This window comes from Emticicia sp. (genome assembly GCF_049241225.1).
Lineage (GTDB): Bacteria > Bacteroidota > Bacteroidia > Cytophagales > Spirosomataceae > Emticicia.
Window position 1 is genome coordinate 8284 of the sequence record NZ_JBMLRC010000101.1, and the last position, 23139, is coordinate 31422.

Genomic DNA, 23139 nt, shown 5'->3' on the forward strand with positions numbered 1-23139 from the left:
TATAAATTTCTGAATCTCGGCAAATAAGCATTACTCGGATTTTTCCCGTCGGTTCGTTTATCTAAAAAGCCTTCTACATCGGCACTTAGTTTTCCTCTGTAATTATGACAAGCCACATATTTTCCGAGAGTGCCGCTATCATTTCCAATGCCATTGGGAAAACGATTGGAGATTGAATTCAACAAAATTAGATTAGAATTAAGTGCCGAAGCATTTACAAAAATGATTTTTGCATAATATTCAATCATTTCTTTTGTGTTGGCATCTACGACCTTAACGCCAGTTGCTTTTTGTTTTTTATCATCATAAATAATCGAATGAACAACCGATTGCGGACGAAGGGTCATCTTTCCAGTTTTCATGGCCCAAGGTAAAGTCGAAGAATTACTACTAAAATATCCTCCGTACGGGCAGCCACGATTACACAAATTTCGGTTTTGGCAAGAAGCACGACCTTGGTCGAGGTGAATTTGTTTTGGCTCAGTTACATGAGCACAACGGCCATGAATGACTGGTCGGTCTTTATAGTTTTTACCAACAACGTCTCTAAAATATTGTTCGACACAACTCATCTCAAACGCTGGCAGGAATTCACCATCGGGTAATTGTGGTAGATTATCTTTGTTGCCCGAAATACCTGCAAATTTTTCAACATGACTATACCACGGAGCTAAATCTGCATATCGGATTGGCCAGTCCACGGCAAATCCATCACGTTTTGGTCCTTCAAAATCTAAGTCCGACCAGCGTTGGGTTTGCCTTGCCCAAAGTAATGATTTTCCGCCAACATAATAGCCACGAGTCCATTGGAAAGGTTTTTCCTCTACAAATGGTTGTTCGTCAGGTTTTAATGCCCAATGAAGGGTTTCTTCACGCATAAAACTCGAACGACCTTTTGGATATTGATTTCTAATCTCCAGTGGCACTTGCCCACGATGCTCAAACTCCCACGGATTTTTCATGGTAGTTGGGTAATCAATCACATGTTTCACATCACGGCCACGCTCTAAAACCAAAGTTTTTAGCCCTTTTTCGCACAATTCTTTGGCAGACCACCCGCCACTTATGCCTGAACCAATCACGATTGCATCGAAAGTACGAGCTTTTACCGAATCTATATTTAGAAAACTCATATTTTTTTAGTTTTTAGCTGTCAGCGATTAGCTTTTAGCTTGAATTGACTGGTTATCAAATAGTTACAACAAAAACAAAACTTTTCAAAAAGCTAATCGCTAAGAGCTAACAGCTAATTGTCAAATTAAATATCTACACAACCATAATAATGACCCGGTGCCATTACATAATTATAATGCTTCGTGAGTACATACTCTGATGTGGTGTAAGCCAGAACTGTGAGTTGTTTTAGAAGCGAAAAGAAATCTTTTTGCTGAGCGTCATTAGTATTTGAGAGTTTGATTAGAAGCTCATTACGTTGAACTTTATCGCAATCAGCTAATGGTTTTGAGAAAGATTCTTTTGCCAGATTATTTGCAGTTTCTAAGCCGATTTTGAAATTTTCTTGAACATTTGTTTCATAACAATCTGCCAACATCCGATTGATAAATGCAGACGTACCTAAATCTTTAGCCCCGATGATTTCGGAACTCGGAATTAAGGCATCGACCAAAATATCTAGTATTTCTGCCTGACTTTCAGTAAAAATTGAAGAAGTTTGAGTGAAGGTACTCGAATTCCAAGCATTTCCCCACGCAGGGACTGTAAGCATACCTGCGGCAGAAAACAGCACATTTTTGAGTGCGGTTCTTCGTTTCATTTTTTTAAATTAGGTTGAATAGTAATGTTATGAATAAATCTATCTAAAGATTTGATTATGAATGAGTTGTGTTAGACGAAACCTAAGATTATTGCGACGTACTACCCCCAACCCCTAAAGGGGAGCTAAATACGATAAATCTTTTTGTGGAACTCTTTACTCAAACTGAAAATCAAAGTAAGTACAAGTATCCTTTCCCACATTTTTTATTCCGTGCCAATCGTTTGATTGTAAAAATATTACATCACCAACTTTTGAATCATGCCAAACACCGTTGATGGTTTCTTGGGCTTTACTATCCTTTTCGTTGCCTTGACTATTAACCAAAAGTATAATTTCGGCAGCTTTGTGTTGATGTGCCTCATGGCTCATTAGTCCTTCGTTGAGCGTTGTTGTGTGCATTTCAAATCGCTTACTCATGCTGGTTGGGCGATTGAAAAAATCTCTTCTTCCTCCTTTATCATGAGATTTAAAGGTAGTTTCGTCCCAATTCATCAAAATTGAACCACCTGCTTTTTTCCCTCTATCTATATCGATTGTGTCTTTTTTGTACTGAAATACATAGTAAGTAGTGTTGGATTCGCTTAAATTGACTGTTTCTCGCATATCACCCGACATTATCAAGGCAATTCCACCTGCTTTCAGAACCTTTGTTTTTCCTTCGATAGTTACGGTTAGTTCACCTTCTTTTACGATGATTAATTCTTCATTTTCTTGCGTGTATGCTTCTTTCCTCATTCTACCTTTTGGAACAACAGTTGTTGCATGAATCTTAAAAAGCTTGAAATGAGGTGTGGAGCCTTCCAAAATTAAACGGGCCTCGCCTTGTGGTCTTTTTACCACTGCTAAATCATCCCATCTAAAAACTTTTGATTCACTAACTTTTTCTTGTGCGAAACACACATTTTGAGCAAAAAAGGTAATTACAACTAAGGGAATAAGATTTTTCATAGCTATTTGAGGTGAATAGGGTTATTATATTTAAAATTTCTTCTGCAAAGCCTCGATAGCAGCCGTCAGATATACCATCGGTGCATTCCAGTTAATAGCAATCTCATTGGTTGAATATGAGCAAGTTACATCTAAAAATGATTCATCAGCGATTTTAGTCGGATACCCTACGCATTTATCTTGTTGGCCAGGGTTTGGCCCACCCGAAAGTAAACCAGGAATAGGCTCTTTAATGCCATCTGCTTCCGACGGGCGATGATGTGGGAACATCACTTGTTTACTTCCAAAACCCGTTAGGAAAGAATATCCAGTTGCATTTCTGCCCAATAAATAATCTAAGTTGCCCAATGCAGCAGTAAGATACTTTTTATTAGTATTAATCTTATAAACCTGCAAAAGTGCAATTCCTTGATTAGCTGCGTGTGAGCTACTCCCCCACATATAATCCTTGGCGGTTTTTCCCAATACAGTATTAAACGCTTGATTTTCAACACCTAACAATAATTCATCACCAAAATCTGAAAGTTTTTTCTTTAAATTTGGTATATCTTTTTTCGCTAACTCAGTAAGATTTTTTTCATTTCTGAGCAGTGAATAATAAGCCAATAATTGAACCTGATTCCAAGTTGGAATTGAGAGTGGTTTATCGGGGTAAAGTGTAACAGCTTTGTAGTAATTTTCGTCTTTTGTGGTAATGTAAAGTTCAGTTGCCGCCCAAATCCATTCATCAGCATCGCTTCGATCTTCATACCCACCTGTAACAATATCAGGGTCGAAAGTTTTATTCATTTCATTCTGACGATACACAACTTTTGGATTTTCTTTTGCCCAATTCCAAGCTTTCATCGAAGCATTCAAACAAGAATCTGCCAAACCTGGGAGTTCTTTTTTGTATCCTTGCAAAATTCGGCTTGCTTGTGCCATCACGGCAGCAAAATCTAAGGTAGCAATCGTATTTTTTTGAATCACGTAGCGTGGTTTTGTGGCCGCATTGGGCATTACCATGCCATCAAATGAAGGATTGGTAAGTTTATGATAAACCCCTCCATCGTTTGGGTCTTGCATCGTTAGCATCCATCTTAAATTCCATAAAGACTCATCAATCAAATCTGGAATCTTATTGTCACTTTCTGGAATATTGGCTTCAAATTTTTTAAAAAACTCAGGATAATCTTCGTAAACAGATAGCAGCGTGGCCATCGTGATTCCCGAGTTTACGATGTATTTGTTATAATCACCCGCATCGTACCAACCTCTTGGAGAAGAAATGAAAGTTCCTTCTGCCCTTTGTTGCGAAGCTGCCGAAGCATGAATCAATATCTTATCGTCGGGGTGTCCAGATGGACGATGCCATTTCCCTGCATATTTTTCGGGTAGTGCCGTAGAAGCTCTTTGAAAATAAAAGGCTTTTAGTGAAGCAATTGCGGCTTCACGATGCACATTAGGTTTTATTTCGAAAGTATAGGAAACACCAATATTTGGAATAACCAATTGATAATTACCTTCTTTTTTTAAGTCAGAAAAATCAGCAATTTGAGTAGTTTTTTGAGAAATAGTATTTATTCTTTGCGGCGAAAGTTTTCCTTTCAAAACCGTATCTTTCTTTGTAGTATTTAGAATAAAAAAAGCTTCTTGTTTATCGCCAACCCAAACGGCTATTTTGGTAGCGTTCGGATAAAAACCAACTTGATTGAGGCGAATATTTGGGTTTTGAGCAAATGTCAAAGGAATACTAGTCACCAAAAAGGCGAAAGTTTTGATTATAAGGTTGAATATCTTCATTAAAGAAACTGTTTATTTCGCGGTTTTGAACCAACATTATTGACCAAAAACAAAGCCTTCATCAATAAAATGAAGGCTTTGCTGTAAGAAACTACCACAAATGATGTACTAATTTTTTGATATGCCTCTCATAAATTGAATTCATTTGCGAAATTTGCTCAGAACTCAAATCTGGAAAATCGGAAGCAGCTACATTGGCCGATACTTGTTCAGGACGAGAAGCCCCAGGAATGATTGTGCTAACAGCATCGAAACCTAAAATCCATTTCAAGGCCAATGGAGCTAAGTTTTCTTGAGTCGGAAACAAGGCTTTTAATTCCGCTACCGCAGCAAGCCCAGTTTCATAGTCTATACCCGAAAATGTTTCACCTTTATCAAACATTTCGCCGTTTCGATTGAAATTTCGGTGGTCGCCAGCGGTGAAAGTAGATTGTTTAGAGAATTTCCCAGTCAACAAACCACTTGCCAGTGGCACACGTACGATTACTCCAATATCTTTCTTTTTTGCTTGCTCGAAAAATAACTCGGCAGGGCGTTGACGGAAAGTATTGAAAATTATCTGAACTGTCGTTACGTTCTCATATTCAATGCCTTTGAGAGCTTCTTCCACTTTTTCAACGCTAATGCCAAGGTGCAGAATCTTTCCTTCATCTTTCAGTCTATCAAATAATTCAAAGATTTCTGGCCGATAATATACCTCTGTTGGTGGGCAATGAAGCTGAATCAAGTCGAGGGTTTCAAGTCCCATATTTTTCAGACTATTTTCAACAAATTTGCGTAAAACAGCTGGCTGATAGGCCTCATTTACATGCGGATTGAGCTGACGACCGCATTTTGTAGCTACATAAATTCGCTCTGAGCGACTTTTTACGAAACGGCCAACGGCTTTTTCACTTTCACCATCGCCATATACATCGGCAGTATCAATAAAATTTATTCCCGAATCAACGGCCGAGTTTAAGATTTTTGCTGCATTTTCATGGCTAAATTCATCGCCCCACACTCCACCTACCTGCCATGTACCGAGACTAATTTCCGAAATTTCAAATCCTGTTTTTCCTAATTTTCTGTAATTCATATTAGAGTTTAGAATAAATGTTTAACATTGTATTTTAATTCGTCGCATGTTTTCTCGACGACTGACGAATGATTAATTCACCTTTTATAACTTTCGTAAATGGCACAAATGTTTCTTTATTAATAATATTATCAATCAAAATTGTGGCAGCTTCTTGTCCAATCGTAAAAGGAAATTGATTATAAACCGTCAATGAAGGCTCAATCATTGATGCAATTATATCATCTCCAAAGGCAGCTAGGGCAATTTCGTCGGGTATTTTTATTCCTTTTTGCTTCAACGACATAATCATTTCAATAGCATTGGCGTAGTGAATAGTAAAAATACCGTCGGGAGGTTCGCTCAACTCCAACCAATTATTTAATGCATTGAGGGAATCTTCTTTTTTAAAAGTACTATGAAATATCAAATCGTTTTCAATTGATAAACCATATTTTTGTAGAGCTGATTTATAGCCATTTAATCTTTTCTGACTTATCAATAAATCTTCGGGACCAGCACACGCAGCAATTCGTCTGCAACCTTGTTTTATTAAATGCTCCACTAAAGCAAAACTTCCATCGAAATCTTCTTGAATCACTTTGGCGGTTTCGAGTTCTTCACAAACTCTATCAAAATGCACGATTGGAACGCCTTTTCTTAAATGTAATTTAAGATGCTCAAATGAATTTGTCTCTTTACTATGACTAATCAATAGGCCATCGACACGACTAGCCATCAAGGCCTGCACATTCAAAACTTCGGTGTTGTGCGATTCGTTTGACTGACAAATCATGACTCGATAACCAGCCTCAGACGCGATTCTCTGAATACCGGCCAAAACACCCGCGAAAAAAGGTCTCTGAATGTCAGGTATAACAACCCCAAGCATGTGTGTTTCTCCACGGTTGAGACTTTGAGCTAAAAAATTAGGTCGATAGTCGAGTTCGTTAGCAACTTTCATTATTTCAGCTCGAGTATTTTCATTGATTTCTGAACTATTATTTAAAGCCCTTGAAACTGTCGAAGGAGAAACACCCAATACCTTTGCTACATCAATTATCGTGGTTTGATGTTGTTTTTTGTTTGTGATGCGATTAGGTGGATTTATAAGGAAATACAAATCACAATTTTTACAATACATACGCTGCTTACCACGTACGAATCCTGATTTTATAATCGAATCGACCTCTCCACATTTTACACAAGAAATCATTTTAAGTATTGTACTTTATTAATAATTAATAAGAAACATTTGATTTTAAATGATCAAACCAACACTTTACCAAATTTTACACAATTACGCTATATTGTATTATTGTTACAAATTTATTTTTTGAAGTTTTAACTATCGGAAACGTTTCCGAAAACGTGTGCGGTAGTTTTCATCATAAAATTATAAAAATTAGTCTGCTAAATCTTATTAAAGTCCAAATCATAGTATATATATTCATGTATCAAACATAAATGCCAGTTTTTTTTAGGTCTTCTTGGCATTAACTTAAAACATTACAAACATTATTTAAAATTGCACTTTTCTAATATTCCAGAAATACAACCAAGTTATAGTAAAATCAACCATTTCTAATCGTTTAAATGCAAACAAAACTATTATGCAAGTTTATTTTGAAACCCCAAAAGCACAATTGAATCAATGGCGGAAACATATTCGTTTCCTAACATTAGTAACTGTAGGTTTTTTTATAAGTTCTACATTATTTGCTCAAATATCAGGCGTTGTTTCCAACGAAAAAAATGAGCCTTTACCTGGAGTGAGTATCACGATCAAAGGGACAACGAAAGGTACAGTAACAAATAATGATGGAAAGTTTTCAATTTCAGCGGCGAATACTGAAACACTAATTTTCAGTTATATTGGCTACAAAACCCAAGAAATTGCCTTAAATTCAAAATCGAAAATTGAGGTAACTTTATTAGAAGACCAGTCGGCGTTAAATGAAGTGGTGGTGGTTGGTTATGGTACTCAGAAAAAAGTTGACTTAACTGGTTCGGTGGCCAGGGTCAATTTAGAAGTTAGAGAAGGTGCACCGAATACAAATATTGCACAATTTATGCAAGGAGCAGTTCCTGGTCTAAACGTGGGAGTTGCCACCAATTCGGGCGGTACTCCACCGATTGCTATTAGAGGCCAAACAACTTTGGGCGGTAACAGAAACGTATTGATTATCCTTGATGGTATTCAGTATAATGGGTCTTTATCTTCGATCAACCCTATTGATATTGCATCGATCGATGTTTTGAAAGATGCTAGTTCGACGGCAGTATATGGAGCTCAGGCCGCCAATGGAGTAATCTTAATTACATCCAAAAAAGGTGGTTACGACAAAAAGACGACCGTTTCGTTTACCTCTGCATACACCATCCAAAATCCAACGGTTGGGGCAGCACTTAAGCCTTACAATAGAGAACAATTCTTAACAGCCCTTGCCGAAGGTTTTTATGACCAAGCATACTTGGCTCCGAACTACACCGAAAAGAACCCAAACTTTGATGTTAGAAGAGTAGTTGATGCCACGATGGCAACACCCAACCGTACGGAATTACTTCCAAATGACTACAACTGGGCCGATGAAGCTACCAATACCGGTTCAATTATTGAAAATAATCTTAGTATCTCCGGAGGAAGTGGAAAAGCACAGTATCTACTTTCTGGTAGTTTCGTAGACCAAAAAGGATACATCATTAATGATATTTTTAAAAGAAATACAGTACGAGCTAACCTAGAAATCAGACCACTAAATTGGTTGAAATTTGGTTTGGTATCGTCTGGCTCATTTGTAAATCAAGATGGTGCTGAACCGAGTTTTGGCGTTCTGAATATTACTTCCCCCCTACTGGTTCCTTATGATGCCAATGGAAATGTGATTCCAAATCCAACGAATACGGTTGTACCTAACCCTTTCAATACTTATTTTGTGGATGATAAAGACCGCAATAATTACCTATTCGCGAATGTATTTGCCGATGTAGATATTCCATTTATCAAAGGATTAAATTATCGCATGAATTTCGGAAACAACGGTAGAAATTCGGAGCGATACACATCGAGTCAATTTGAAGGTAATCTTACCGGACGAGTAAGCAAAAGACTCCAAAACTATTATGATTATACTTTTGACAACATTCTTAATTACACCAAAACATTCGGTAAAAATGAGATTTCTTCTACTTTACTTTATGGAGCAATTGAGCGTAAATTTAATGAAACATTCGTTGAAGGAGTTGGTTTTTCAAGATTAAACCTAAGTTTCAATGAACTAGGTAATGCCGATGTCAGAAATGCATCTTCCACATCAAATAGACAAGCACTTGCCTACCAAATGGCCAGAGTAAATTATAAATATGATAATAAATATTTGCTAACTGCCACAATTAGACGCGATGGTTTCTCTGGTTTTGCTAAAAACAACAAATCGGCTATATTCCCTACTTTTGCCCTCGGTTGGATTGCTTCGGAAGAAGCTTTCATCAAAAACATCAGTGCAATTGACTTCTTGAAATTCAGAGTTGGGTATGGGATAGCTGGAAATCAAACCCCAGCATTCTCTTCTTTGGCATTGGTAGGTGTCAATCAATCGTACATATTCGGAAATGGTGGAGCAACAGCTTTTGGACAACAAGTAAATAGTCTTGGCAATGATAATCTCAAATGGGAGCGTACGGCTGGTTTAAACGTTGGTGTTGAGTTTGGTTTATTTAAAAGCAGATTATCTGGTACATTGGAATATTATAATAACCAGACTTATGATCTCTTATTCAGTGTTCCGTTGCCAAACCTTACTGGATTCGGAAATATTCAATCTAATGTTGGTCAATTGAGCAACAAAGGAATTGAAGCAACCATCAATTATGATGTATTCAGAGGACAAAACTTTAAGTGGAATACCTCATTTAACGTGTGGGGAAATGCTAATAAAATTGTAAAATTGACCGGTGCGGACAATAATAAAGACGGTATTGAAGATGATATCGTAGCAACTGGAACCGGTGGTTTATATATTGGAAGAAGTATAAACACGATTTTTGATCATCAGGCCGATGGAATCTATCAACTAAATGAAGAAAGACTTCCAGGCTTCCAGTTGGGTGGTTATAGAGTAGTTGACCAAAACGGTGATAAAGATATTACGGCTTTGGATAGAGCGTTTTTGGGCACATTAGAACCTAAATTTAGAATGAGCTGGCAGAATAACTTCACCTACAAGCAATTTTCACTTAATGTTTTCTTTAACTCGATTCAAGGAGGTAAAGATGGATACTTAGGAAATAATACTCGTACATACTTTAGAGATGATAATGCAATCAGAAATAATGATCTCGTGGGTGTTGACTACTGGTCGCCATCTAACCCTGATGGAAAATACGCAAGGGTAATTACTGGCACAAGGTCTAAAGTAGAACCAATTTTATACGAGAAACGTAATTTCATTCGACTTCAAGATGTCACTTTCTCGTATGAATTGCCAAGCAATATTCTCAAAAAAATAAAAGCTGATAGAATAAATTTCTATGTGAGTGGCAAAAACCTTTTAACATTTACAAAATTCGAGGGTTGGGACCCAGAAACTGGGCAAGGTATGATCACAGATGGAAGACCTGTGCTTCGTGGATATACTGGTGGTCTAATGCTAACATTCTAATTGTTAAAATCAAATTAAAAAAATGAAAAATATATATAAATTTTTATTAGGGCTCACGCTGTGCTTAACAACAATTTCATGCGAAAAATCTTTCCTAGATGAAAAAAGTGAAAGTAGCCTTACACCGGAAAATGCATTTAACTCGAATAAGGATTTTGAGGCCTCGGTCAATAATCTTTATCGTTTAGTACGCCTTGAATTATACTCTCGTAATGATTTTCAACCGTGGAACTATGCTTACCGAACAGATATTGGTTTTCCAATCACTGCTTCAGCACCAAACCTTAGTGCTGATTACAATGCAGTAAATGGATTTTCAAACGGGCACTGGAATCCATATTTTAAAATCATTGCAGAAGCAAACACAATCATTGGCAGAATTCCTTCTTCAAAACTGAATAATGAGCAGAAAAAAGAATATGAAGCTCAAGGTCGTTTTTTTAGAGCATTTGCCTACCGTTGTTTGGCATATCTCTATGGTGGTGTACCATTGATATTGGAGGAAGTAAAAGTTCCAAAAATTGATTTCGTTAGAGCAACTCGTAAGGAAGTTTATGCTCAAGTAATTACTGACTTGAAATTTGCAGCTGAGAACCTAAAGGCAATCACAGCTGTGAGAGATGGTCAGATATCAAATTTGGTAGCTCAACATTATTTAGCTGAAGTATATATTGCTGACGGCCAATTTCAAAACGCTGTAACTGCCGCTGATGCTGTGATAAACAATTCAGCAGTAAGACTGATGACAAACCGCTTTGGCTCACGCCGAACCGAAACACCAGGTGATGTATATTGGGATCTATTCCGAGCAAACAACCAAAACAGAGCTGGAAACACAAATACGGAAGGCCTTTGGGTTATTCAGTTAGAGCCTGACACCCCGGGTGGCACCTCGCCAACTACCGTAGGTTTCTTAAATGAAAATGCGTTTCTTTTCGAGCGTGTACATGCTCCTTTGCTCAGAGATTTAAGAATTAATGGTGTGGCACCATTCAATTGGCCCATTGGGGATTATTCAGGTGGTAGAGGCGTTGGCTTCCTAGCTCCATCGAAATATTTCATTGATAATGCCTACGATGATCCAACAAATGATATCAGAAACGCTAATCACAACTTTGTGAGAAAGTTCAGAGCTAATAACATATCAAGCCCATTATTCGGACGAGAGATTGATTTTGCAAACTTACCAAGTGGTACAACTGGCGTAAACGGCGTTAGAGTTGTTTCTGGCGTGAGCGACAGAGCAATATATCCGTATCAAACAAAATGTACTGACCCGTTTGGTCACCCAGCAGGATTGTTGGCCGGAACTGACTCTAGGTATCCATTTTTGTTAAAAAGTGGTGCTGGTGCAACTTATCAAGATCAATATTTGGTGCGTTTGGCAGAAACATACCTACTCCGAGCAGAGGCGAATTTAGGTCTGAATAAATTAGATGCGGCAGCGGCTGATATAAATGTTGTTCGCTCGAGAGCAAAAGCAAAAGCAGTGACTCCATCTGAAGTTAATATTGATTACATTTTGGATGAACGTATCAGAGAATTTGGCTTTGAAGAAAAACGTATGTTTACATTGATGCGTTTGGGTAAATGGGCTGAAAGAGTAAGAAAATGTAATCCGTTCTATGCATCACAAGTAAGAGACACCTATAATTTGTGGCCAATTCCGCAATCAGAAATTGACCGTAACAGTGGTGCAGTTTTAGAGCAAAACCCTGGTTACTAGAAAGTACATCAAGGTTTGTTATTTAGCCTGTCTCAAATAAAAAATTAACGTGATAATATCTTACCAAAAAACGGCATAGCCGGTTAGCCCTTCATCTCAAAGGTGAAGGGCTCAATATTTCAATATCCGTATCAAATAGGCAAAATTTAGTAGATAGAATAATCTATTAGGTATAACATGCCAAGAAAGCTTTATCAATTGTTTTTTTTACAGCTTCTTGAAATCAACTAGTAGAAAATAATAGACAAATACATTGGTTACACAAATTAGCTGTATACTAATAAAAAATGAGCATTTTTCAAAAGATTGAATTCCGATTATAGTACTTAGTTCAACAACTAAAAAAAACTGTCGAGTTTTATCAAATTTTATACTAATGAAGAATGAAAATGAAAAATATATTAATCACTGCTTTTTTTTTATCTAACATCATTGCATTTTCGGGTTGCAAAAAAAACATAGATGATGTTTCAACTGTAGTAGAAAAAGTAGAACCTTTTAAAATAATAATCAATCCACAAACTACCTATCAGACCATTGCTGGCTTCGGTGGAGCAAATCGCATGTGGGGAACGCAATCATTAAAACCAGCTGAAGCAACCAAAGCATTCGGACTGAACGAAAACGAATTAGGTTTGAGTATATTTAGAGTAAGAATCGCATCCAACAAAGCTGAATGGCCAATAATAATTGAGGCGGTCAAAGAAGCCAATAAAAATGGTGTAGTAGTTTTGGCGTGTCCTTGGTCTCCTCCACCCGCTTTAAAAAGTAATAAGAGTGATATCAAGGGTAACCTTCTTCCTGAAAATTACAAAGCATTCAAAGATTATATAAATGAGTTTATAACATTTATGGCCACAAACGGGGCAAAAATTGATATAGTATCCATACAAAATGAACCTGATATAAAAGTTAATTACGAGTCGTGCGATTGGACTGCAGAGGAAATGATTGCGTTTTTAAACGCCCCAGGGCAAATTATTGGAGCAAAATTGGCAGCCCCTGAATCGTTTAATTTCAACCAAAACTTTACGAATGCTTTGCTTTTAAATGAAAGTGCATCAAAAAAAATTGATATTTTGGCCGGACATATTTACGGAGGTGGATTAGCCAAATTTCCCTTAGCCGAACAACAAAAAAAAGAGATTTGGATGACGGAATATTTACTTAATCTAGATACCGGAAATGCTGGTGCAGCCAAATGGAGTACTTATTCTGAGTCGGCAAAGTGGGGAGAGACCTTAAAAATGCTGGCTTCGATCCATGATGCAATGATGAATAATTGGAATGCTTATATATGGTGGTATTTACAACGCTATTATTCATTTATCGGTGATGGCGAAGAAGGTACAACCAATGGAGCAGTTTTGAAGCGAGGCTACGCTTTTGCCAATTTTTCAAAATTTGTACGACCAAGTTTTGTGAGAATAGGTACAGAAACGATTGCGAATAACTACTTGAAAATTACTGCCTATAAAAAAGATAACCAAACTGTTGTAGTAATCCTAAACCCTGAGGGTTTTACCGTAAGAAATGTACAAATAAACGGTTTAAATCCAACTTCAGCTGCAGCTTACACAACGAGCGAAACTGCTAATTTGACAAAAAAGGTTTTAAATGTTTCAGACAAAGTAGTGGCGATGGATATTCCGCCGAGTAGTATTACCACTATTGTGATAAATAATTGATTCAAATAGACAATGTAAAATATGAAATTTTGGATAAAATTCTTTTTTTTAATAATCACATTAAGTGCGTATGCTCAAAAAAACAAAAAAGCAAATTTTGTCAGAGAACGCCAAAAACTAAGCGACGGTTGGCGATTCATGCGTTATACCGGCCAAAGTGATAACTTGATTTACGAAGTTCGTCCAAAAATTGAAGAAGTCAATGATAGCAAGGTTGCAGATTCAAAACCAACTGAGGCAGTAAAAATAGAAAACCATAATGAAGCATTGAAACCTTGGATTTTACCGTCGGGCAATGACTTCATTAAAGAGCCCGCCAATAAACATATCCGCCCTAAAGCCAACCCAGGTGCTGATTTCCCTTTTGTAAAGCCAGATTTTCAAGACAGTAAGTGGGAAAAAGTGACAATTCCACATGATTGGGCAATCAAACAAGCATTTTTTACTGGAAATAACCCAGAAGTAGGCGGTGGAATGGGACGTTTGCCAAGTCATGGGGTTGCTTGGTATCGTAGAAAATTAACAATTCCTAAAGCCGACTCAGGCAAAAATATATATTTAGATATCGACGGGGCTATGTCTTATGCCATGATCTGGCTAAACGGCAATTTAGTTGGTGGTTGGCCGTATGGCTATAATTCTTTCAGACTAGATCTCACACCTTACATCAATTATGGTGGTGTTAATCAGTTGGCGATTCGCCTCGACAATCCAAATTATTCAGCAAGATGGTATCCAGGCGGAGGAATTTATCGGAATGTATGGCTTACGAAAACTTCACCAGTTCACGTAGCTCAGTGGGGTACATTCATCACAACGACAGAAGTCTCTGAAAAGGAAGCAAAAATAGATCTTAAATTGAATATCGAAAACAGAGGAAAATTTACACAATCAATTGAAGTAAAAACCCAGATTTTTGAGCTTGATGAGGCTGGAAATATGTCAAAAACTGAAATTGCTGCTTTTCCAACTGAAAAATTTATTGTGGCTTCGCAAAAGAATTATGCCGATCAAAGCACGATAATTCTTAAAAATCCAAAACTTTGGGGTCCATATCCAACCCAAAAGCCAAATTTATACCTTGCGAGAACGATAATCTATCAAAAAGGAAAAGTAATTGACACTTATGATACTCAATTTGGAATTCGTAAAATTGAATTTAATCCGATAAAAGGTTTGATAGTTAACGGTGAAGCGATCAGACTTCAAGGAGTAAACCAACATCATGATTTAGGTGCCTTAGGATCAGCATTTAATATCAGTGCAGCTCAAAGGCAGCTCGATATTTTAAGAGAACTAGGTTGTAACGCAATCAGAATGGCCCATAACCCACCAGCAACCGAATTACTCGACCTCACCGATCGCATGGGCTTTTTAGTAATTGATGAAATTTTTGACAGCTGGGAACGTAAAAAAACTCCCCATGATTTTCATTTAATTTTTGCTGACTGGCATGAACCTGACACTCGTTCGTTTATAAGGCGTGATCGGAACCATCCATCAATATTTGCCTGGAGTTTTGGTAATGAAGTTGGCGAACAATATACAGAAAACGAGGGTGCAAAAATTGCAAAAAAATTACACGATATTGTAAGAGAAGAAGACCCAACTCGACCAGCGTCGGCATCGCAAAATTATGCAAAACCTGATATGCCATTTACCAAAGAAATGGACTTCTTGAGCCTGAACTATCAAGGTGAAGGTATCAGAGATGCACCTGCTTATCTACATTTAAAAGGTATACGAACATCGCCACTTTATCCTGCTTTTCAGAAAGCTTTTCCTGAAAAAATGATAATTAGCAGCGAAACTGCATCTGCACTCAGCACTCGTGGCTCTTATCTTTTTCCAGTTACTAATGAAAATTCAGCCCCAGTAAGCGATAATAAAGGAGGAAATCCTATCACAGCAGAAGTTAGTGCTTATGAACTTTACACAGCACAATTTGGCTCATCTCCCGACAAGGTTTTTGCAACACAAGATCGTCATCCATACGTAGCCGGCGAGTTTGTCTGGACTGGCTGGGACTACCTCGGAGAGCCAACTCCCTACTATTCTGCTCGTAGTTCGTACAGTGGTATCATCGACTTAGCAGGTTTTAAAAAAGACCGCTTTTATCTTTACCAAGCTCGTTGGCGACCAAATTTGCCTATTGTACACATATTACCACATTGGAATTGGCCAAATCGAATTGGGGAAATAACCCCAGTTCATGTATTTACTACTGGTGATGAAGCCGAACTCTTTGTAAATGGGCAATCGCTAGGTAGAAAAAAGAAAAATGAATTTGAGTACCGTATTCGTTGGGATGAAGTAAAATATTTTCCAGGTGAAATCAAAGTAATATCATACAAAAATGGAAAAAAATGGGCCGAGGAAACTGTCAAAACAACCGATAAAGCATCGAAAATAATAGCAACTACCGACCAAACTACTATAAAAGCTGATGGGGAAGATCTAGCTTTTATCACGGTAAAAATTACTGATATCAACGGTTTGGTAATACCTGATGCTAGCAATATTATAAATTTTAGTTTAGAAGGCCCGGGTGAAATCGTAGCAACTGATAATGGAGATCCTACAAATTTGGTTAAATTTACATCTACTACCAGAGAAGCATATCATGGATTAGCGTTAGTTATTGTGAGGGCGAAAAAAGGGAGAAGCGGAAAACTAAAAGTCCGGATGACTGCCGATGATTTAGAAAAATACGAAATCGAAATTCTCTCAAAATAAATATTATATGTTACGGTTAAGAATTTATTTATAAAATCATTGTTTGGGCGTATTGGATATGCCCAAGCTAACCATACAACATTAGCACATAATTTACATCCAAATTATCACTTACATCATTCTTCATTAATATACCGCGTTTAATTAAAATATAAAATGAGGCTTTTAAAAATTTTATTAGCATTTTGTCTATCAGGCATTTACACTGCAAAAGCACAAATCAGATTGCCAAAATTAATTTCGGACAATATGGTTTTGCAGCGTGACCAACCCATCAAAATTTGGGGATGGGCTGAGCCAAAAGAAAAAATAACACTGACTTTCAACAAAAAAAGTTTTAAAACCACAACCGCTGAAAATGGTAAATGGGAAATATTGCTTCCCGCTCAACCAACAGGAACTGGTTTTGAAATGCTTTTGAAAGGAAAAAATGAAATTTCAATCAAAAATATTGCATTTGGCGATGTTTGGCTTTGTAGTGGGCAAAGCAATATGGTTACACCAATGGAAAGAGTCAAAGAAAAGTATCCTGACGATATTACAAACGCCAATTTTCCCGACATTCGTAATTTCTTTGTGCAAACGCTTACGGATCTGAACGCACCTAAAGATGATTTTCCACAAGGTCAATGGAAAGCGGCAAATCCTAAAGATATTCTTGCATTTGGGGCGGTTTCATACTTTTTTGCCCGAGAGATTCACGAAAAATATAAGGTTCCGATTGGCATCATCAATAGTTCTGTCGGTGGAACGCCTATCGAAGCATGGATTAGTGAGGGTGGATACAAAAACTTTGATGCTATTCAAAAAACCATCGCTCGAAACAAGGATACAAGCTATGTAAATTCGTTCAATCGCCGTCTGTCAGTTCCAAGAAACACCACTACACAAATAAAAGATTTAGGTTTGATTGAGCATTGGGAAAGCCCAGATTATCAACCAAAAGGCTGGCGAAACATGAATATTCCAGGTTATTGGGAAGACCAAGGAATCAAAGACTTAAACGGTGTAGTTTGGTTTAGAAGAACTTTTGAAGTCCCTAAAAGTTGGCTTGGTAAACCCGTAAAACTTTTCATGGGGCGAATCATTGATGCTGATGAAATGTATGTAAATGGCAAGAAAATTGGCAATATTACTTACCAATATCCACCTCGTCGCTACGAAATTCCAGCCGATTTATTGAAAGAAGGTAAAAATACGTTCGTCATTAGAGTCTCTAATTCTGCTGGAAAAGGTGGTTTTGTGCCAGACAAACCATACTACATGACAACCAATGGCGAAGAAATCGACCTTAAAGGTACTTGGCAATATAAAGTGGGTGAAGCCTACCAGCCAATAACTTTTGGTGGATTTGGCGGTGGAGGAATCAACCAACAAAATCAACCAACTGCCCTCTTCAATGCAATGATTGCTCCAGTATTACCGATGAAAATTAAAGGATTTCTTTGGTATCAAGGAGAAAGTAATGTTGGTAATCCAGAACCATATAACCAGCTACTTCCAGCCTTAATCAACGATTGGCGAAACCTTTGGAATGATTCAAATCTACCTTTTTTTGTAGTACAACTCACTAATTATCAAGAAATTAACTACACGCCAAGCGAAAGTAATAACGCATTGCTCAGAGAAGCACAAAATCAAGCACTTACACTACCTAACACCGCTGTAACGGTTACGATTGATTTGGGTGAATGGAACGACATTCACCCGCTTAACAAAAAAGACATTGGTAAAAGGCTGGCACTTTCGGCAAGAAATATTGCTTATGGCGAAAAAGATTTAGTGCATTCAGGGCCAACTTTATTGGCACAAAACATTGAAAATGGCAAAATTACACTCACGTTTAGCAATGTAGCCGACGGCATCACTTCAAAAGATGGTGAAGAACTCAGATGGTTTTCGATTGCCGATTATGACAAAAAATTCGTTTGGGCAAAAACAAAAGTAATTGGCAAGGATAAAATTGAGATTTGGAACGAAGCGATAAAAAATCCAAAATACGTTCGCTACGCTTGGCAAGATAATCCAGAAGGTGTAAATTTTTATAACTCTGTCGATTTACCAGCTTCTCCATTCCGCACAGATGTAGAAAGTTTAGATGAAACAAAAGCATGGAAAGGCAAAAAATGTTCGGTTGTACTTACTTATGATGACGCTCTAAATGTTCATCTCGACAATGTAATTCCTGCTTTAGACTCATTGAACCTTAAAGGTACATTTTACCTAACTGCCTCATCAGATGCAGCCACCAACAGAATTAGTGGATGGAAAAGAGCGGCAATGAATGGCCATGAATTGGGAAATCATACGCTTTATCATCCTTGCGATGCCTCATTGCCGGGTATGAGTTGGGTAAAACCCGAATATGATTTGAGTAAATATAGTTTGAGAAAAATGCAAGATGAAGTAAAAATGTGTAATACGTATTTGAAAGCAATTGATGGAAAAGACAAACGCACCTTTGCATTCACTTGCGGACACAAGAAAGTAATCGAGGGCGAATTTATTCAAACACTCACCAATGAATTTGTAGCGGCACGCTCGGTCAGAAGCCAAATGCACAGCATTAACGAGCAAAATCTAATGGATATTGATTGCTACAGCATGGAAGGAACAACAGGCGAGCAGATGATTGACTTAGTAAAGCAAGCCCAAAGTTCAGGTAAATTATTGGTTTTCCTATTTCATGGTGTCGGTGGTGAGCATGGTCTGAATGTTTCAAAAGAGGCTCACAGCAAACTTCTTCATTACCTTAAAGAAAACGAAAAAGATATTTATATTGATACCATGCTCAATGTTGCCGAGCATATAAAAGAAATTAAAAAGTAATGAAAACTATTACCAAAATCGTCCTTTTGAGTAGCATCAGCATCTCTACTTTTGCCCAATTTGGACTCTCTCCTGCCCAAAGAGATAGTATCAATAAACTCACGACAAATGACCATAGCAATATGCTCATGCAGTTAGGGATTGAGCGTTCTCAACTTCGCCCTGGCCCTTCGGGTAATCCGAAAGATGCCAATGCGGCTAATAGTTCGGAAGAAAAAGTAAATCAATATACTTTGCCCGATGCGTTGGTGCTGAAAAATGGAAAAAAAGTAAAAACTACTCAAGAATGGCTTGAAAAAAGAAGACCAGAAATTGTAGAAGATTTTGAAAGTGAAATATATGGCCGATTATCCAAAAACATTCCATCAGTCACGTGGAAAGTGATTTCGGTAAAAGACACAATGCTTGGTAATCAAGCCATTAAAGAAAAAACGCTCAAAGGTATTGTCGATAATTCAGCTTATCCAACCATCAAAGTTGAGATAAATTTATTGGTCGCAACGCCCGCCCAAGCCCCCAAACAAGTACCAGTCGTATTGGAATTTGGTTTTATCCGCTCTCCTTTCGGCCCTAATACAACTCAACCCATCGGTTTAGGTTCGTCGGGCGAACCAACTTGGAAAGAACAACTCATTTCACGAGGCTGGGGCTATGCTATCATAGACCCAAGCAGCGTTCAGGCTGATAATGGTGCTGGACTTACAAAAGGCATTATTGGCCTAACCAACAAAGGAAATTTTAGAAAACCTGACGACTGGGGAGCATTACGAGCATGGGCTTGGGGAGCCAGTCGTGTATTAGATTATTTTGAAACCGATAAAGAAGTCGATGCAAAACGTATCGCTATCGAAGGACTTTCTCGCTACGGAAAAGCTGCAATAGTTGCGATGGCTTTTGAACCACGTTTTTCGTTGGGTTTCATTGGTTCGTCCGGAGCTGGTGGGGTAAAAATTTTACGTAGAGTTTTTGGCGAACAAGTCGAAAACCTTGCTTCATCGGCCGAATATCATTGGTTTGCGGGAAATTTTATCAAATATGCCAGTAAACTTACACCAAACGATTTCCCAGTTGATGCACATCAATTAGTGGCTTTGGTTGCACCTCGACCAGTTTTTATTAGTTCTGGTTCGCCACAAGTTGAAGGACAGTGGATTGATGCCAAAGGTATGTTTTTAGGTGCTGCTCATGCTGGTTCGGTCTATCGTTTATTTAACAAAAAAGATTTAGGAACAATGGATTTTCCCAAATTGGGAATGCCATTAGTGGATGGAGAAATAGCTTTCAGACAACACGCAGGCGGGCATAGCACTGGCCCAAATTGGAGTACATGGATTGCTTGGGCGTGTAGATATTGGGGGGATTGTAAATAAATGAAGGGACTTAAAACTCTCATTAAAACCAAATAAGTTATCGGATTTGCATTCTTTTTTGATTTCAGATAACTATGGACTCTCAACGCTTAACCTTGGACTATTAAAAACAATCATTTTTTGATACTTTTTTGCAAAAAGAGTAAATAAACGCACAGTATTTGAATTATTTTTAGAACTTAGTGTATTAAACAAATAAAATACAAAATGTTAAAAAAATCATTTTTCCTTTTTTCAATTATCAGTTCAGCCGTGATTGCACAAAATAAACCTATTCAGTTTATAACCCTCGACCCTGGACATTTTCATGCTGCTTTGGTTCAGAATAAAACTTACGAAAATGTAGAAAAAGTTGTGAATGTTTATGCCCCCTCTGGGCAGGATTTACAAGACCATCTCAAGCGTATTGAGAGTTATAATACTCGTGCCAAAAATCCGACCAATTGGCAAGAAAACGTTTATCAAGGCAATGATTATCTGGAAAAAATGATTGCCGAGAAAAAAGGCAATGTCTTGGTAATTGCGGGAAATAATAAAAAGAAAACCGAATACATCATAAAAGCTGCCGAAGCAGGCATCAATATTTTGGCTGATAAACCAATGTGTATTGATACCAAAGGCTATATTCAATTACAAAAAGCCTTTGAAGCTGCCAAGAAAAACAATGTTTTGTTATATGATATCATGACCGAACGCTCAGAAATTACAACGGTTCTTCAAAAAGAATTGTCGCAGATTTCTACTATTTTCGGAACACTCAAAAAAGGAACGCCAGCAGACCCATCAATCATCAAAGAAAGTGTACATCATTTTTATAAGTATGTTTCGGGTAGTCCGCTCAAACGCCCAACTTGGTTTATGGATGTTTCACAACAAGGTGAAGGAATTGTTGATGTAACCACCCATTTGGTTGACTTAGTGCAATGGGCAGCCTTTCCGAATGTAACGCTTTCAACAAAAGATGTAGAATTAACTTCTGCAAAACGTTGGCCAACAACCATGACACTCAGTCAGTTTTCGTTGATTACGGGTAGCTCTACTTTCCCTGACTTCCTAAAAAAAGACCTAAAAAATGATACTACGCTCAATATTTTTGCCAATGGTGAAATCAATTATCGTTTGAAAGGTGTAAACGCAAAAGTGAAAGTTTTGTGGAATTATAGCACCCCCGAAGGTGGCGATACCCACTATTCAATTATGAAAGGTACAAAAGCAAATCTCGAAATCAGACAAGGAAAAGAAGAGAAATTTGTACCTCAACTGTATATAAAACCATTAAATTTAACTGATTCTGAACTCACCAGTGCTTTTGAAACATTAAAAGCAAAGTTTGCAGGAATCAATCTTAAAAAGCAAGGTTCAGAATGGTTAGTTGAAATTCCAGATGTTTATCGAACAGGTCACGAAGCACATTTTGGTGAAGTAATGGATAGATTTTTAGATTACAAGGCAAAAAATCAATTGCCAGCTTGGGAAGTCCCCAATATGCTCGTGAAATATTACACCACAACCAAAGCATTGGAATTGGCTAAGAAAAAATAAAATATTTCCCAATTTTCGTAGAGACAGGGCATGCCCTGTCTCTACGGGATACCCTGTACCTAATTGCAAAACATTTAATATTACACATGAAAAAAGAACATATTTTACTTATTATTTTGTCAATTTTACAATTTAAGGTTTTCGCCCAAACCAAAATTGTAGCCCAAAAATTCAATTCAAAAATTGATATTCTTATCAATAATAACCTTTTCACGAGCTATATTTTTTCACAAGATGAAAAATATCCATTCTTTTTTCCTGTAAACGGGCCTTCAAATGCCAGTGTAACTTCAATGCGAAATGGAAATTATCCGCATCATAGTTCGTTGTTTTTTGGTTGCGATAAAGTAAATGGTGGAAATTATTGGCAAGAAGGACTTGAAAGAGGACAAATAATTTCATTAAGAGCTGATATCATAGAATCAGGTGCTGATAAGGTAGTGATTCAAGATGAATGTATTTGGCGACGACCAAACGCAAATTCTCCCGTAAAAGACATTCGTAAAATTACTATTACTGCCCCATCGAACGATATTTATCAACTTGATTTTGAGATTACGATGGAGATGCTGATGGATGTAACGATTGAAAAAACAAACCACTCTCTTTTCAGCGGGAGAATGGATGCCGATTTGGCGGTTATCAATGGAGGAACTATGATAAACGCCAATGGAGATAAGGGAGAAAAAGAAACTTTCGGCAAAAAATCACCTTGGATTGATTTTTACGGAAATCGTGGCAATAAAATCGAAGGAATGGCAATTTTACAACATCCATCCAACGAATGGTATCCATCGCCGTGGTTTACTCGTGATTATGGTTTTTTCTCGCCAACCCCAATGTATTGGCCACAAAATGATAAAGAAACGACTTTAAAAAAAGGACAAACAATCAAATTAAAATACCGAGTTTTAGTTCACTCGGGCGATACCGCAACGGCTAAAATTGCCGAACAATTTGAAAAATATAAGACAGAGTAGTTATTGGAAAACTGATAAAATACGGTTCTCAGATTTTAAATCT

General features: G+C 37.5%; 14 protein-coding genes. 8 read left to right on the plus strand and 6 right to left on the minus strand.

Annotated elements, in window-relative coordinates:
* The 6 genes from ACOVO2_RS06195 to ACOVO2_RS06220 form a co-directional block, all read right to left on the minus strand.
* The coding region (locus ACOVO2_RS06195; RefSeq protein WP_421769131.1) for a GMC family oxidoreductase N-terminal domain-containing protein at positions 1 to 1133 on the minus strand (1133 nt) is incomplete at its 3' end.
* A gap of 125 nt (positions 1134 to 1258) precedes the next feature.
* Positions 1259 to 1774: a gluconate 2-dehydrogenase subunit 3 family protein gene (locus ACOVO2_RS06200; protein ID WP_421769132.1), complete on the minus strand. Its 516-nt coding sequence runs from the start codon at positions 1772 to 1774 to the stop codon at positions 1259 to 1261.
* A gap of 156 nt (positions 1775 to 1930) precedes the next feature.
* A complete protein-coding gene (locus ACOVO2_RS06205) occupies positions 1931 to 2725 on the minus strand; it encodes a cupin domain-containing protein (protein ID WP_421769133.1) in 795 nt (264 codons plus the stop codon).
* Between the two features lie 30 nt (positions 2726 to 2755).
* Complete coding sequence (locus ACOVO2_RS06210) at positions 2756 to 4507, minus strand: glycoside hydrolase family 9 protein (RefSeq protein ID WP_421769134.1); 1752 nt, start codon at positions 4505 to 4507, stop codon at positions 2756 to 2758.
* A 91-nt stretch (positions 4508 to 4598) separates the two neighbouring features.
* Positions 4599 to 5585, minus strand: a complete 987-nt coding sequence (locus tag ACOVO2_RS06215) for an aldo/keto reductase (RefSeq protein WP_421769135.1) — start codon at positions 5583 to 5585, stop codon at positions 4599 to 4601.
* A gap of 34 nt (positions 5586 to 5619) precedes the next feature.
* Positions 5620 to 6780 (minus strand): substrate-binding domain-containing protein, encoded by a 1161-nt coding sequence (locus ACOVO2_RS06220; protein ID WP_421769136.1) that lies wholly within the window; start codon positions 6778 to 6780, stop codon positions 5620 to 5622.
* A 397-nt stretch (positions 6781 to 7177) separates the two neighbouring features.
* Here ACOVO2_RS06220 and ACOVO2_RS06225 point away from each other — a divergent pair, with 397 nt between their 5' ends.
* The 8 genes from ACOVO2_RS06225 (at position 7178) to ACOVO2_RS06260 (ending at position 23096) form a co-directional block, all read left to right on the plus strand.
* On the plus strand, positions 7178 to 10225 hold the full coding sequence (locus tag ACOVO2_RS06225; protein WP_421769137.1) for a SusC/RagA family TonB-linked outer membrane protein: 3048 nt from the start codon (positions 7178 to 7180) through the stop codon (positions 10223 to 10225).
* 22 nt (positions 10226 to 10247) lie between these two features.
* On the plus strand, positions 10248 to 11951 hold the full coding sequence (locus tag ACOVO2_RS06230) for a RagB/SusD family nutrient uptake outer membrane protein (RefSeq protein ID WP_421769138.1): 1704 nt from the start codon (positions 10248 to 10250) through the stop codon (positions 11949 to 11951).
* Positions 11952 to 12340: 389 nt separating this feature from the next.
* Positions 12341 to 13639, plus strand: coding sequence for a hypothetical protein (locus ACOVO2_RS06235; RefSeq protein ID WP_421769139.1), 1299 nt, complete (start codon positions 12341 to 12343; stop codon positions 13637 to 13639).
* 21 nt (positions 13640 to 13660) lie between these two features.
* Entirely contained in the window at positions 13661 to 16375 is a 2715-nt protein-coding gene (gene galB / locus ACOVO2_RS06240; protein WP_421769140.1) for a beta-galactosidase GalB, read from the plus strand.
* Between the two features lie 156 nt (positions 16376 to 16531).
* Positions 16532 to 19204 (plus strand): sialate O-acetylesterase, encoded by a 2673-nt coding sequence (locus ACOVO2_RS06245; RefSeq protein WP_421769141.1) that lies wholly within the window; start codon positions 16532 to 16534, stop codon positions 19202 to 19204.
* Positions 19204 to 20574: an acetylxylan esterase gene (locus tag ACOVO2_RS06250; protein WP_421769142.1), complete on the plus strand. Its 1371-nt coding sequence runs from the start codon at positions 19204 to 19206 to the stop codon at positions 20572 to 20574. The genes ACOVO2_RS06245 and ACOVO2_RS06250 overlap by 1 nt, the downstream gene beginning before the upstream one ends.
* 207 nt (positions 20575 to 20781) lie before the next feature.
* The gene (locus ACOVO2_RS06255) at positions 20782 to 22116 is read left to right on the plus strand and encodes a putative oxidoreductase C-terminal domain-containing protein (RefSeq protein ID WP_421769143.1); all 1335 of its coding nucleotides are present in this window, start codon (positions 20782 to 20784) and stop codon (positions 22114 to 22116) included.
* Between the two features lie 86 nt (positions 22117 to 22202).
* Positions 22203 to 23096 (plus strand): PmoA family protein, encoded by an 894-nt coding sequence (locus tag ACOVO2_RS06260; protein ID WP_421769144.1) that lies wholly within the window; start codon positions 22203 to 22205, stop codon positions 23094 to 23096.
* The last annotated feature ends 43 nt before the right edge of the window (positions 23097 to 23139 follow it).